Below are 12,835 nucleotides of genomic sequence, written 5' to 3'. Positions count from 1 at the left end.
TATATATTGATTGAATCAACATTGACATCGATCCGGTCAATGGTGGATGGTCCCCGCATGAACACCACCGTCGAAGTACCCCGCGGTCTCGCGGGAGTCGTGGTCACCGACACCCGGCTCGGTGACGTCCGGGGCCGCGAGGGCTTCTACCACTACCGCCAGTACTCGGCCGTCGAGCTCGCCGCGAGCCGCACCTTCGAGGACGTGTGGCACCTGCTGTTCCGCGGGACGCTCCCCGCGGACGGCGCCGAGCGGGCCGCCTTCACCGCCGAGACCGCCGCGCTGCGCCACCTTCCGGCCGAGGTCCGGGACGCCCTGCCCGCCCTCGCCCGCGCCACCGCCCCCTCCGGGCCGCTCGCCGGGCTGCGCACCGCGCTGTCGCTGCTAGGCGCCAGTGCCGGCTTCCGCCCGGTCTACGACCTCACCTCCGAGCGCCGGGCCGCCGACGCGCTCGCCGCCTGCGCCGCCGTACCCACCCTGCTCACCGCCCTGCACCGGCTGGGCCAGGGTCTGGAGCCGGTCGAGCCGCGCGACGACCTCCCGTACGCCGCCAACTACCTGTGGATGCTGACCGGCAGCGAGCCCGACCCCGCTCGGGCCCGTGCCGTCGAGCAGTACCTGATCTCCACCGTCGACCACGGCTTCAACGCCTCCACCTTCACCGCCCGCGTCATCGCCTCCACCGGCGCCGACGTGGCCGCCTGCCTCACCGGGGCGGTCGGCGCGCTCTCCGGCCCGCTGCACGGCGGGGCCCCCAGCCGTGCCCTGGACACCCTCGACGCCATCGGCACCGTGGAGCGGATCGGGCCGTGGATCCGGGAGCGGGTCCTGGCCGGGGACCGGATCATGGGGTTCGGGCACCCGGTCTACCGCACCGAGGATCCGCGCTCGCGGATGCTGCGGGACATCGCCCGGCGGTTCGGCGGGCCGCTCGTGGACTTCGCCGTCGAGGTCGAGCGGCAGGTGGAGGAGATCCTCGCCGAGCTCAAGCCGGGCCGCGAGCTGCACACCAACGTGGAGTTCTACGCGGGCGTGGTCATGGAACTGTGCGGACTGCCGCGCGGGATGTTCACCCCGACCTTCTGTGCGGCCCGGGTGGTGGGCTGGAGCGCCAACGTCCTGGAGCAGGCCGCCGACTCCAAGATCATCCGCCCGGCCGCGCGCTACACCGGACCGACGCCGCCGCAGCCGGTACCCGTCCTGGGCTGACTACGATCGTCCGGGTGAACAGTGTCCAGCCCATTCCCGTCGTGGTCCTCGCCGGATTCCTCGGCTCCGGCAAGACCACCCTGCTCAACCACCTCCTCGGCAACCGCGGCGGCACCCGGATCGGGGTCGTCGTCAACGACTTCGGATCGATCGAGATCGACGCGATGTCGGTGGCCGGACAGGTCGGCGACTCGATGGTCTCCCTCGGCGGGGGCTGCCTGTGCTGCGCGGTCGACGGCAGCGAGCTGGACGCGTACCTGGACAAGCTGGCCGCCCCCGTCCACCGCATCGACGTGATCGTCATCGAGGCCAGCGGGCTCGCCGAGCCCCAGGAGATGGTCCGGATGCTGATGGCCAACGAGAACCCGGCCATCCGCTACGGCGGCCTGGTACAGGTCGTCGACGCGGCCGAGTTCGACCGGACGCGGGCCGCGCACCCCGAGACCGACCGGCACCTGGCCGTCGCCGACCTGGTGGTGCTCAACAAGACCGACCGGGTGGACTCCGCCGAACGCGCCCGCATCGAGGCGGAGATCGCCGCGCTCTGCGCCCCGGGGACACCCCTGGTCGGCGCCGACCACGGGCGGATCGACCCGGAACTGCTCTTCGACCGCCGCCCCTGGACCGAGACGCGGGGCCAGCTGTCCTTCGAGGACCTGCTCGCCGAGGCCCGTCCGGGGGACGACGACCACGCCGGGCACGCCCACACCCGCTACGAGAGCGTCGAGTTCACCTCCGACCAGGCGCTGTCGCCGCGGCGGCTCATCGACTTCCTCGACCGCCGCCCGGCCGGCCTCTACCGGATCAAGGGCTTCGTGTGGTTCGGCGTGCCGGGCCACGAGGAACGGTACGAGGTCCACGCGGTCGGCCGCTTCCTGCGCTTCGGCCCCGGCCCCTGGGGGCGGGGGGAGCGCCGCCGCACGCAGCTCGTCCTGATCGGCTCCGGCATCGACGCCCCGGCCCTGCTGCGCGAGCTGGCCGACTGCCGCGAGCCGGCCCCGCAGGACGCCCGGCCCGAGAGCATGTGGGCGGTCCTGCGCTACGTCCCCCAGCCGGAACCGCCCGCGCCCTGCGACCCGTTCCCGCAGGAGCCCTGAGCCGGGCGGGCCTCAGGCGACCTCTACGCCGTATTCGCGCAGCAGGTCGGCGAGGCCGCCCCGGTAGCCCTTGCCGCCGATGACGAACTTCCAGTCGCCGTTCGGCCGGCGCCGGAAGGAACCGAGGACCAGGGCCGTCTCGCCGGCCCGGCCGTCGGAGACCTCCAGCCGGTCGATCTCGGCGCCCGAGGCGTCCAGCAACCGGATCCGGGCGTCGGTGAATCCGGCCAGGTCGGCGTCCGGATTCGCCTCGGGGTCGACCGCGGCGACCAGCACCAGGCGGTCGGCGCGCTGCGGCAGGGCGTCGAAGCCGACCTCGACGGCCGCCCGGTCGGGGGCGGAGTGCGGCCGGGAACGCACCGAACCGTCCGGGGTGCGCGGGTTGTTGAAGAAGACGAAGTGGTCCTCGCTCAGCACCCGGCCGCCCTCACAGACCAGCGCGCACACGTCGAGCACGACCCCGCCCGCCCAGGTCATGCCCAGTACGTTGCGGTCGGCGGGGACGGGCGGCACCTCGGCCAGGGTGGGCGTGGCGTCCGGAGAGGCGGCGGACGCGGAGGCGGCGACCGTGGGGGCGGCGACCGTGGGGGCGGCCGAGGACGTGGGCGCGGAGGCGGCCGAGGCGGTGCGCCCGCCGGTCCGCTGGGCCGGGACGGAGCCGCCCAGGCGGCCCCGCAGCCCGTACCGGTGCAGCAGCTCCACCAGTTCCGCCCCGGGAACCAATTCCAGCGGCTTGCCGTTGGCAAAGGTGTAGGACCCCGGCCCGAAGGAGGCGGTGGTGACCAGCACCCCCTTGTTCGCCCCCTTGTCTTGCACCGTGCCGTACAGGTCCCGTACCGCCGTCGGCGGCACGGTGTTGCGGTAGCGCTTGACCTGCACCACGATCCGCCCGCCCCGGATCGGCGCCGGGTCCACGGCCTCGACGTCCACGCCGCCGTCGCCGGACCGCTGCGTGGTGACCGCCTCCATGCCCATCGCCCGGAAGAGCTCGGCGACCAGGTTCTCGAAGGCGATCGGGTCCATCTGGAAGAGGTCCGGCTCGTCCTCCTCGCCCCCGTCGTGACCGCCGTGGCTGACGACGTCCCCGCCGACCTCGCCCGGCCGGCGGCCGGCCCGGACGGCCGTCAGCTGGTCGGGGCGCGCCGACAACTGCCCGCGCAACCCCTCGACCAGGCAGTCCACCGCGCTCACCTGCTCCAGCCGCAGCCCGGCGAAGGCGGTGCGTGCCGCCTGAACGGTGGCCAGGACGAGCTGCGCCTCCCGGCCCGTCACCGGATCGTGGTCGTCCACGAACCCGTTGACGACCACGGAGTCCAGGGCGCCGAACTCGTCCGCCGCGTACAGCTCGCGCAGCACCAGTAGCAGGCACTGCGCGAGCAGGTCCCGGTACAGCGCCCGGCGCTGCGTGGCCGGCCGCGCCGTCTCCCGGTCCTGGTCCGTACTCGGCATGTAGCGCACGGACTTCGTCTGCGGCACCACCTCGAACCGGGGCAGCTCCCAGTCCAGTACGAGCTGGCGCGCCGCCGGGTCGTACGCCGCCGACACCTGGCGGGGCAGCTCCCCCGGCCAGGCGGAGGAGGCGTACAGGGCAGCCGAGAAGTACTCCACGACCGCCTCGGGATCGCCCGCGCGCAGCGCGCCCGCCAGCTCGGTCAGGCCGCTGTTGTGCCGGCGGATCCCCGCGAGCTGCTCCGCCGCCCACTGGTCGTACTGCTGCCGGTACGCCGCCAGCTGCCGCAGCCGTTCCTGCTCGGCGGCGTGCGCGGCCTGCCAGGCCCGGGTGTACCGGTCGTGGGCCTCCCGTTCCGCCCGGCCGCGCGAGCCCAGGGCCCAGCCGCCGTCCTGCTGGTGGAACTGCGCGAGCTGGGGCATGGGCACGGGGTGGGCGAGGCCGCCGGGGTCGAAGGGCTGGAGCCGCTCGTCCCGTACCAGGGCGGCCATCCGGAAGGCGGGCGCCCGGCACCCCGCGGCCAGCAGCCCCTGTAGGGCCGCCACCTGCGCGTCGAGCTGCTCGGTCCGGCGGCGCGCCTCGGCCTCGCGGTGCTGCCGGTAGGCGGCCTGCTGTTCGCGCCGGTCCCGGGCCGCGTCGCGTGCGTACGCCCGCTGCCGGCGCTCCGCCTCACGCGTCTGGATCAGCTGCGTCTGCTGCTGCTGTCGCTGGGCCTCGGCCCAGACCCCGATCAACCCGCCGGTCCGACGACTCATCAGCCCTGCACTCCCCCCACCCGCGTGTACGGGGAAAACAGTAGTCGGCGGACGGGGCGGGCGACCCGGCAACGCCGCTGTCCGCCCGCTCCGCCCGCCTCCGCGGATCACACCGCTACAGCGCGGCCCCCGCCAGCGTCTCCACGACGGCCGGCAGCGCGGTCCCCGAGCCGTCGCGGCGCGGGTCCGGGGCCGGCAGGGCGGCCGGGGAGCCGTTCTTGGCGGCGGCGCGGACCGGGGCGTTGCCCGCCCAGGCCAGCGTCAGGACGTCCTCGCCCTTCAGGAACCGCTGGCAGCGCACGCCGCCGGTGGCCCGTCCCTTGCGCGGGTACTGGTCGAAGGGGGTCAGCTTGCCCGAGCGCACCGAGTCGTCCAGCGTCCCGTGCGAGCCCGCCACGGTGAACACCAGCGCGTCCCGGGCCGGGTCCACCGCCGAGAAGTGGATCACCTTGGCGTTCCCGGCGAGCTTGATGCCGGCCATACCGCCCGCCGGGCGGCCCTGGGGGCGCACCTGGCTCGCCGGGTAGCGCAGCAGCTGGGCGTCGTCGGTGATGAAGACCAGGTCCTCCTCGCCCGTGCGCAGCTCGACCGCGCCGACGACCCGGTCGCCCTCCTTGAGGGTGATGACCTCCAGCTCGTCCTTGTTCGCCGGATAGTCCGGCACGACCCGCTTGACCACGCCCTGCTCGGTACCCAGGGCCAGGCCCTGCGAGGACTCGTCGAGGGAGAGGAGGCAGACCACCGTCTCGTCGGCCTCCAGCCCGGAGAGGAACTCCGCGACCGGGGCGCCGCCGGCCAGGTTCGGCGCGGCGTGCGTGTCCGGCAGCCGCGGCAGGTCGATCACCGGGAGGCGCAGCAGGCGCCCGTACGAGGTGACCGCGCCGACGTCGGCCCGGGCGGTCGCCGCGACCTGCGAGACGATCACGTCGTGCTTCGCGCGGGCCCCGCCCTCGTCCAGGGGCAGCGGATCGGCGTTGGCCGTGCGGGCCAGCAGGCCGGTGGAGGACAGCAGCACCCGGCACGGGTCGTCCGCGACCTCCAGCGGGACCGCCGCCACCGAGGTGCCCGCCGACTCCAGCAGCACGGTGCGGCGCTCGGTGCCGAACTTCTTCGCCACCGCGGCCAGTTCCGCCGAGACCAGCTTGCGCAGCGCCGCGTCGGAATCCAGGATCCCGGTCAGCTCGTCGATCTCGCCGGTCAGCCGGTCGCGCTCGCTCTCCAGCTCGATCCGGTCGAAGCGGGTGAGCCGGCGCAGCGGGGTGTCCAGGATGTACTGGGTCTGGACCTCGCTCAGCGAGAAGTGCTCCATCAGGCGCTCCTTGGCCTGCGCGGAGTTGTCGCTGTCGCGGATGATCCGGATGACCTCGTCGATGTCGAGCAGGGCCACCAACAGCCCCTCGACCAGGTGCAGCCGGTCGCGGCGCTTGGTCCGGCGGAACTCGCTGCGCCGGCGCACGACCTCGAAGCGGTGGTCGAGGTAGACCTCCAGCAGCTCCTTGAGGCCCAGGGTCAGCGGCTGCCCGTCGACCAGCGCGACGTTGTTGATGCCGAAGGACTCCTCCATCGGCGTCAGCTTGTACAGCTGCTCCAGCACGGCCTCCGGGTGGAAGCCGTTCTTGATCTCGATCACCAGGCGCAGGCCGTGCGAGCGGTCGGTGAGGTCCTTGACGTCGGCGATGCCCTGGAGCTTCTTCGAGCCGACCAGGTCCTTGATCTTCGCGATGACCTTCTCGGGGCCCACCGTGAAGGGCAGTTCGGTGACGACCAGGCCCTTGCGGCGCGCGGTGACGTCCTCCACGGAGACCGTCGCGCGGATCTTGAACGTGCCGCGGCCGTTCTCGTAGGCGTCCTTGATGCCGGACAGCCCCACGATCCGCCCGCCGGTCGGCAGGTCGGGGCCCGGCACGAAGCGCATCAGCGCCTCCAGGTCCGCCTCCGGGTACCGGATCAGGTGGCGGGCGGCCGCGATGACCTCGCCCAGGTTGTGCGGGGCCATGTTGGTGGCCATGCCGACGGCGATCCCGGAGGCGCCGTTCACCAGGAGGTTCGGATAGGCCGCCGGCAGGGCGACGGGCTCGCGCTCCTGGCCGTCGTAGTTGGCGGTGAAGTCGACGGTGTCCTCGTCGATCGACTCCGTCATCAGCGAGGTGGCGTCGGCCATCCGGCACTCGGTGTAGCGCATCGCGGCCGGCGGGTCGTCGTTGCCGAGCGAGCCGAAGTTGCCGTGGCCGTCGACCAGCGGCAGCCGCATCGAGAAGGGCTGGGCCATGCGCACGAGGGCGTCGTAGATCGACGCGTCGCCGTGCGGGTGCAGCTTGCCCATCACCTCGCCGACGACGCGGGCGCACTTGACGTACCCCCGGTCGGGCCGCAGGCCCATCTCGTTCATCTGGTAGACGATGCGCCGGTGCACCGGCTTCATCCCGTCGCGGGCGTCGGGCAGGGCGCGGGAGTAGATCACCGAGTACGCGTACTCGAGGAAGGAGCCCTGCATTTCGTCGACGACGTCGATGTCGAGGATCTTCTCCTCGAAATCCTCCGGCGGCGGGGTCTTCGTGCTGCGGCGGGCCATCGCTGCGCGGCTCCTTAACCAAGGTTCGGGGTGTACTGGGTGGATCTGGCGTGGTTGACGCGGACCATTGTGGCCCGAGGCACCGACAACGCCGACTCCGACCCCGGGGGTCCCCCCGTACGGAGTGCGGGGGAGTGACCCGGGAACTTATCCGGCCGTCGGCGCGCTTGCATACAGTGGCAGGTCTGACAGAAATCTCTGCATCGCGATCGAAGGGACCACATGCCCATGGGTCACACGGCCACAGCTCAGGCCGGCTCCGGCGGCCTGACAGCGACCGAGCACCGGCTGGCCAACGGCCTGCGCGTGGTGCTGTCCGAGGACCACCTCACTCCGGTCGCCGCCGTCTGCCTCTGGTACGACGTCGGCTCCCGCCACGAAGTCAAGGGGCGGACCGGTCTGGCTCACCTCTTCGAGCACCTGATGTTCCAGGGTTCGGCGAGCGTACCGGGCAACGGCCACTTCGAGCTCGTCCAGGGGGCCGGAGGCTCGCTGAACGGCACCACCAGCTTCGAGCGCACCAACTACTTCGAGACGATGCCGGCGCACCAGCTGGAACTCGCCCTGTGGCTGGAGGCGGACCGCATGGGCTCGCTGCTGGCCGCCCTGGACGACGAGTCCATGGAGAACCAGCGCGACGTGGTCAAGAACGAGCGCCGCCAGCGCTACGACAACGTCCCGTACGGCACCGCCTTCGAGCGGCTGACCGCCCTCGCCTACCCCGAGGGCCACCCGTACCACCACACCCCGATCGGCTCGATGGCCGACCTGGACGCCGCCTCCCTGGAGGACGCGCGCCACTTCTTCCGTACGTACTACGCGCCCAACAACGCCGTGCTGTCGGTCGTGGGCGACATCGACCCCGAGCGGACCCTCGCCTGGATCGAGAAGTACTTCGGCACCATCCCGGCGCACGACGGCAAGCAGCCGCCCCGCGACGGCACGCTCCCCGACACCATGGGCGGGCAGCTGCGCGAGGAGATCGTCGAGGAGGTCCCGGCCCGCGCGCTGATGGCCGCCTACCGGCTGCCGCACGACGGCACCCGCGAGTGCGACGCCGCCGACGTGGCGCTGACCGTGCTGGGCGGCGGCGAGTCCTCCCGGCTGCACAACCGCCTGGTACGCCGCGACCAGACGGCCGTGGCGGCCGGTTTCGGCATGCTGCGCCTGGCCGGCGCGCCCTCGCTGGGCTGGCTGGACGTCAAGACCTCCAGCGGCGTCGAGGTGCCCGCCATCGAGGCGGCCGTCGACGAGGAGCTCGCCCGGTTCGCCGCCGAGGGCCCGACGGCGGAGGAGATGGAGCGCGCCCAGGCACAGCTGGAGCGCGAATGGCTGGACCGGCTGAGCACGGTGGCCGGCCGCGCCGACGAACTGTGCCGCTTCGCGGTCCTGTTCGGCGACCCGCAGCTCGCGCTGACCGCCGTCCAGCGGGTGCTGGACGTCACCGCCGAGGAGGTGCAGGCCGTGGCCGCGGCCCGGCTGCGCCCCGACAACCGCGCGGTACTGGTCTACGAGCCGCTGGCCGGCGCCGAGGCCCACGAGACCGAGCAGCACGACGAGAACGAGGGGGCGGAGCAGTGAGCGACACCGCAGCCGTCACGATGACCTTCCACCCGCGGCCGCAGGCCGGCGAGGCGAAGCCGTGGGCCTTCCCGGCCCCCGAGCGCTCCACGCTCCCCAACGGCCTGACCCTGCTGCGCTGCCACCGCCCCGGCCAGCAGGTGGTGGCGGTCGAGGTCAACCTCGCGGCACCGCTGGACGCCGAGCCCGAGGGCCTCGACGGGGTCGCCACGATCATGGCCCGCGCCCTGTCGGAGGGCACCGACAAGCACTCCGCCGAGGAGTTCGCCGCGGAGCTGGAGCGCTGCGGCGCCACGCTGGACGCCCACGCGGACCACCCGGGCCTGCGGGTCTCCCTGGAGGTCCCGGCCTCCCGCCTGCCCAAGGCGCTCGGACTGCTCGCCGAGGCGCTGAGCGCCCCCGCCTTCGCCGACAGCGAGGTCGACCGCCTGGTGCGCAACCGGCTCGACGAGATCCCGCACGAGCTGGCCAACCCCCAGCGCCGCGCCGCCAAGGAGCTCTCCAAGGAGCTGTTCCCGGCGTCGCTGCGGATGTCCCGCCCGCGCCAGGGCACCGAGGAGACGGTCGCGCGGATCGACTCCGCCGCCGTACGCGCCTTCTACGAGGCCCACGTACGCCCCTCCACCGCCACCGTGGTGGTCGTCGGCGACCTGACCGGCACCGACCTGGACGCCCTGCTGGCGGACACCCTGGGCACCTGGACCGGCAACACCGCCGCGCCCCGCCCCGTGCAGCCGGTGACGGCCGACGACACGGGCCGCGTGGTCATCGTGGACCGGCCGGGCGCCGTCCAGACGCAGCTGCTGATCGGCCGGATCGGGCCGGACCGGCACGACATTGTCTGGGCCCCGCAGGTGCTCGGCACGTACTGCCTCGGCGGCACCCTCACCTCCCGCCTGGACAAGGTGCTGCGCGAGGAGAAGGGCTACACCTACGGCGTGCGGGCCTTCGGGCAGGTGCTGCGCTCGACCGCCGACGGCAAGGGCGCCTCGATGCTCGCCATCAGCGGTTCGGTGGACACCCCCAACACCGGTCCGGCGCTGCAGGACCTGTGGCAGGTGCTGCGGACCCTCGCGGAGGGCGGACTGACCGACGCCGAGCGGGACGTGGCGGTGCAGAACCTGGTGGGTGTGGCTCCGCTGAAGTTCGAGACGGCCGCCTCGGTCGCCGGGACGCTCGCCGACCAGGTGGAGCAGGAGCTGCCGGACGACTACCAGGCGCGGCTGTACGCGCGGCTGGCCGAAACCGGTACCGCCGAGGCCACTTCGGCGGTCGTGAACGCCTTCCCGGTGGACCGCCTGGTCACGATCCTGGTGGGTGACGCGGCGCAGATCGAGGAGCCCGTCCTGGCCCTCGGGATCGGTGAGGTCACCGTCGTCTCCAACTGAGCGGCGCGACCGTCCCCGGCCGGGCGGCGCGACCGTCCCCAACTGCACGTCGAGGGACCCGAGACGGACCGGTGACGAGTCCGTTTCCGGGGGGCTCCGGTGGAACATCCACCGGAGCCCCCTTTGTCCGTTTAGTGGCGTCGTTGCTCGTATGCGGTGTGGCGTACGCAACAAAAGCGCGCGTGTGTTTGGCGATTGACTGATGATCCGCCTAGCGTCGGCCGTGCTGTTCGTCAGTTGAACCCGCCGCACCCCCGCGGCACCGGACAGCGATCGCCGAGTCCCCGTCAGGCGCGAGCCTGGGGAGCCGGGGACCCACATGAGTCCCTGGGGTGAATCGGACCCCCTCGCAAGAGGAGGCCCGTAGGAGACCTTCCTGCTCCGAACCCGTCAGCTAACCCGGTAGGCGAGAGGGAAGGAAAGGATCACCCCCTTCATGGCGTTTGGCAGTCGTGCCGCCGGTTCTGGTAAGCACCGTGGTTCCAGCCGTCTGAGCCGCAAGACCGCCGGCTACGCCGGCATCGCCGCCCTCGCCACCACGGGCGTGGTCGGCACCCTGGCCGCTCCGGCCTTCGCGGCGGACCACCACAACGCCCCGTCCATGGAGGACACCGGCCAGAACGCGGTCGTCGTCGCCGACGGCCTGCAGGACGACATCGAGGTCCAGGCCGAGTCCCAGCAGCGCGCCGCCGAGGCCGTCGCCGCCCAGGCCCAGGCCGAGGCCGAGGCGAAGACGCGTGCCGCCGAGGCCAAGCGCGCCGCCGAGGCCAAGGAGAAGGCCGAGCGCGAGGCCGCCGAGAAGGCCGCCCGCGAGGAGGCCCGCAAGCGCCTCAACACCTTCGTGGCCCCCGTCGACGGCTCCTACGTCAGCACCCAGTACGGCGCGGGCGGCGGCATGTGGTCCTCCGGCAGCCACACGGGCATCGACTTCCACGCCGACGAGGGCAGCATCGTCCACGCGGTGGGCGCGGGCACCGTCGTCGAGGCCGGCTGGGGCGGCGCCTACGGCAACAACGTCGTGATCCGCCACAACGACGGCACCTACACCCAGTACGGCCACCTGCTCTCGCTGAGCGTCTCCGCCGGCGAGACGGTCACCCCCGGCCAGCAGATCGGCCTGTCGGGCTCCACGGGCAACTCCAGCGGCCCGCACCTGCACTTCGAGGCCCGCACCGGCGCCACGTACGGCACGGACATCAACCCGCTGACGTACCTGCGCAACCACGGCGTCGGGATCTGACCCGCAGCACGCTCCACCGAAGAAGGCCCCGGCTCACCGAGCCGGGGCCTTCTTCGTCGTGCCGCCGTCCGGATTGCAGGCCCTCTTCGGGAATTGCCGTGTGGTGCAATAGAGTCGCAGCACGGCCACGATAAACCGAAAAACGAAACCAGCGGAGGTCCGGCCTTGCGTATTCCGGCGCACGCGGTGTGCACAGCGATCCGCGACGATATTGTCTCCGGATTCTTCGGGCCGGGCAGCCGGCTGACCGAGGAGGTGCTCGCCCGCCGCTACGGGGTTTCCCGCGTCCCGGTCCGCGAGGCGCTGCGCACCCTGGAGTCCGAGGGCTTCGTCACCACCCGCCGGCACGCGGGCGCCTGCGTCGCCGAGCCGACCGAGCAGGAGGCCGCCGACCTCCTGGAGCTGCGCGTGCTGCTGGAGCCGCTCGCCGCCTCGCGCGCCGCCCGGCGCCGCACGGACGGCCACCTGAAGGTGCTGCGCGGACTGGTCAGGCTGGGACGGGAAGGGGCCAGGCGGGGGCAGGGGGAGGATCTGCGGGCCCTGGGCGGCTGGTTCCACGAGACCCTGGCCCAGGCCTCGGGCAGCCCGGGGCTGATCGCCCTGCTGACCCAGACGCGTCACAAGATCGCCTGGATGTTCGCGGTCGGGGCGCCGGTGCAGCCCGTGGAGTGCTGGGCCGAGCACGGGGCGATCGTGGACGCCGTCGCGCGCGGCGACGCGGAGCGGGCCCGGGCCCTGACCGCGCTGCACGCGCAGCGGGCGGCGCAGGCGCACCGCCCGAGGGTGAGGAATCCGCAACCTGCCGTAAACACGGCGAGCGCTCCGCATTAACACACTCCGTATACAACGGAGCGATATCCGCCCGGTTCCGGCCGCAGGCGAATTCTCTGCCCTCTTGACCGCCGCCGTGGCCCGAATTCGCCGCGCGCAATTCCGGGACGACCCGGAAGGGCGGGAAAGGCCCTGGAATTCCAGCCGCCGTGCGGCCGGAAAACGCGGAAGCCGCAGTCCCCGTGGTGGCGGGGGCTGCGGCTTCCGTCGTACCGCGCGGGGCGGCGAGGGCCTACCGGACCCGAAGGGTCAGACGGTCTCGGGGAGTTCCTCGAGACCCTCGGCGACCAGCTTCGCGAGGCGGTCGAGCGCGACCTCGGCGCCCTCGGCGTCGGAGGCCAGGACGATCTCCTCGCCGCCCTGGGCGCCCAGACCCAGGACAGCCAGCATCGAAGCGGCGTTGACGGGGTCGCCGCCCGCCTTCGCGATGGTCACCGGGACGCCGGAAGCGGTCGTCGCGCGGACGAAGATCGAGGCGGGACGAGCGTGCAGGCCCTCGGCCCAGCCGACGTTGACGCGGCGCTCTGCCATGGTGATGCCCTTCAGGTTCAACGGTTGTCTAGACCAGTCTCTCACGCCGTCCGGAATGCTCGCACCGGCCTTCGGCCCGCATCCACCGCCGTTCGGCCCTCCCCAGCTTGCACTGGTTTGCCCCGGCCCGCCGCATTCGCCGCGCGTAGGTCGGAGGGGCCGCCCGCCGCACCCGTCCACC

The 12,835-nt window shown here is 72.8% G+C and carries 9 protein-coding genes and 1 riboswitch; of the genes, 6 read left to right on the top strand and 3 right to left on the bottom strand.

The window, feature by feature from the left end; translation table 11 throughout:
• The first annotated feature begins 57 nt into the window (after window positions 1-57).
• The gene (locus ACZ501_RS24495) at window positions 58-1,209 is read left to right on the top strand and encodes a citrate synthase (protein WP_468798053.1); all 1,152 of its coding nucleotides are present in this window, start codon (window positions 58-60) and stop codon (window positions 1,207-1,209) included.
• 14 nt (window positions 1,210-1,223) lie between these two features.
• Window positions 1,224-2,306, top strand: coding sequence for a CobW family GTP-binding protein (locus ACZ501_RS24490; protein WP_468798050.1), 1,083 nt, complete (start codon window positions 1,224-1,226; stop codon window positions 2,304-2,306).
• Between the two features lie 12 nt (window positions 2,307-2,318).
• On the opposite strand, the gene ACZ501_RS24485 is transcribed toward ACZ501_RS24490, so the two are convergent.
• Together ACZ501_RS24485 and ACZ501_RS24480 are read right to left on the bottom strand one after the other, a co-directional pair.
• A complete protein-coding gene (locus ACZ501_RS24485; protein ID WP_361598827.1) occupies window positions 2,319-4,511 on the bottom strand; it encodes a restriction endonuclease in 2,193 nt (730 codons plus the stop codon).
• 115 nt (window positions 4,512-4,626) lie between these two features.
• Window positions 4,627-7,083, bottom strand: coding sequence for a DNA gyrase/topoisomerase IV subunit A (locus tag ACZ501_RS24480; RefSeq protein ID WP_361598830.1), 2,457 nt, complete (start codon window positions 7,081-7,083; stop codon window positions 4,627-4,629).
• Between the two features lie 228 nt (window positions 7,084-7,311).
• Here ACZ501_RS24480 and ACZ501_RS24475 point away from each other — a divergent pair, with 228 nt between their 5' ends.
• From ACZ501_RS24475 to ACZ501_RS24460, 4 genes are all read left to right on the top strand, one after another.
• Complete coding sequence (locus ACZ501_RS24475) at window positions 7,312-8,664, top strand: M16 family metallopeptidase (protein ID WP_361598833.1); 1,353 nt, start codon at window positions 7,312-7,314, stop codon at window positions 8,662-8,664.
• Window positions 8,665-8,684: 20 nt separating this feature from the next.
• Window positions 8,685-10,052 (top strand): M16 family metallopeptidase, encoded by a 1,368-nt coding sequence (locus tag ACZ501_RS24470; protein ID WP_361598866.1) that lies wholly within the window; start codon window positions 8,685-8,687, stop codon window positions 10,050-10,052.
• A 264-nt stretch (window positions 10,053-10,316) separates the two neighbouring features.
• Window positions 10,317-10,476, top strand: a riboswitch (cyclic di-AMP (ydaO/yuaA leader).
• A 12-nt stretch (window positions 10,477-10,488) separates the two neighbouring features.
• Window positions 10,489-11,292 carry a M23 family metallopeptidase gene (locus ACZ501_RS24465; protein WP_361598836.1) on the top strand — a complete coding sequence of 268 codons (804 nt, stop codon included), beginning with the start codon at window positions 10,489-10,491 and terminating at the stop codon, window positions 11,290-11,292.
• 165 nt (window positions 11,293-11,457) lie between these two features.
• Window positions 11,458-12,123, top strand: a complete 666-nt coding sequence (locus tag ACZ501_RS24460; RefSeq protein WP_361598839.1) for a GntR family transcriptional regulator — start codon at window positions 11,458-11,460, stop codon at window positions 12,121-12,123.
• 249 nt (window positions 12,124-12,372) lie between these two features.
• Here the strand turns inward: ACZ501_RS24460 and ACZ501_RS24455 are convergent, their stop codons facing one another.
• Entirely contained in the window at window positions 12,373-12,654 is a 282-nt protein-coding gene (locus ACZ501_RS24455) for an HPr family phosphocarrier protein (RefSeq protein WP_362052369.1), read from the bottom strand.
• Window positions 12,655-12,835 lie beyond the last annotated feature (181 nt).

The sequence above is a fragment of the Streptomyces sp. NPDC034085 genome (assembly GCF_055575555.1).
This window is presented reverse-complemented; position numbering and strand designations above follow the sequence as displayed.

Coding starts and splice junctions, on each gene's coding strand:
- ACZ501_RS24455 (WP_362052369.1), bottom strand. CDS start 12,654: ATGGCAGAGCGCCGCGTCAACGTCGGCTGGGCCGAGGGCCTGCACGCT.
- ACZ501_RS24475 (WP_361598833.1), top strand. CDS start 7,312: ATGGGTCACACGGCCACAGCTCAGGCCGGCTCCGGCGGCCTGACAGCG.
- ACZ501_RS24465 (WP_361598836.1), top strand. CDS start 10,489: ATGGCGTTTGGCAGTCGTGCCGCCGGTTCTGGTAAGCACCGTGGTTCC.
- ACZ501_RS24480 (WP_361598830.1), bottom strand. CDS start 7,083: ATGGCCCGCCGCAGCACGAAGACCCCGCCGCCGGAGGATTTCGAGGAG.
- ACZ501_RS24470 (WP_361598866.1), top strand. CDS start 8,685: ATGACCTTCCACCCGCGGCCGCAGGCCGGCGAGGCGAAGCCGTGGGCC.
- ACZ501_RS24485 (WP_361598827.1), bottom strand. CDS start 4,511: ATGAGTCGTCGGACCGGCGGGTTGATCGGGGTCTGGGCCGAGGCCCAG.
- ACZ501_RS24495 (WP_468798053.1), top strand. CDS start 58: ATGAACACCACCGTCGAAGTACCCCGCGGTCTCGCGGGAGTCGTGGTC.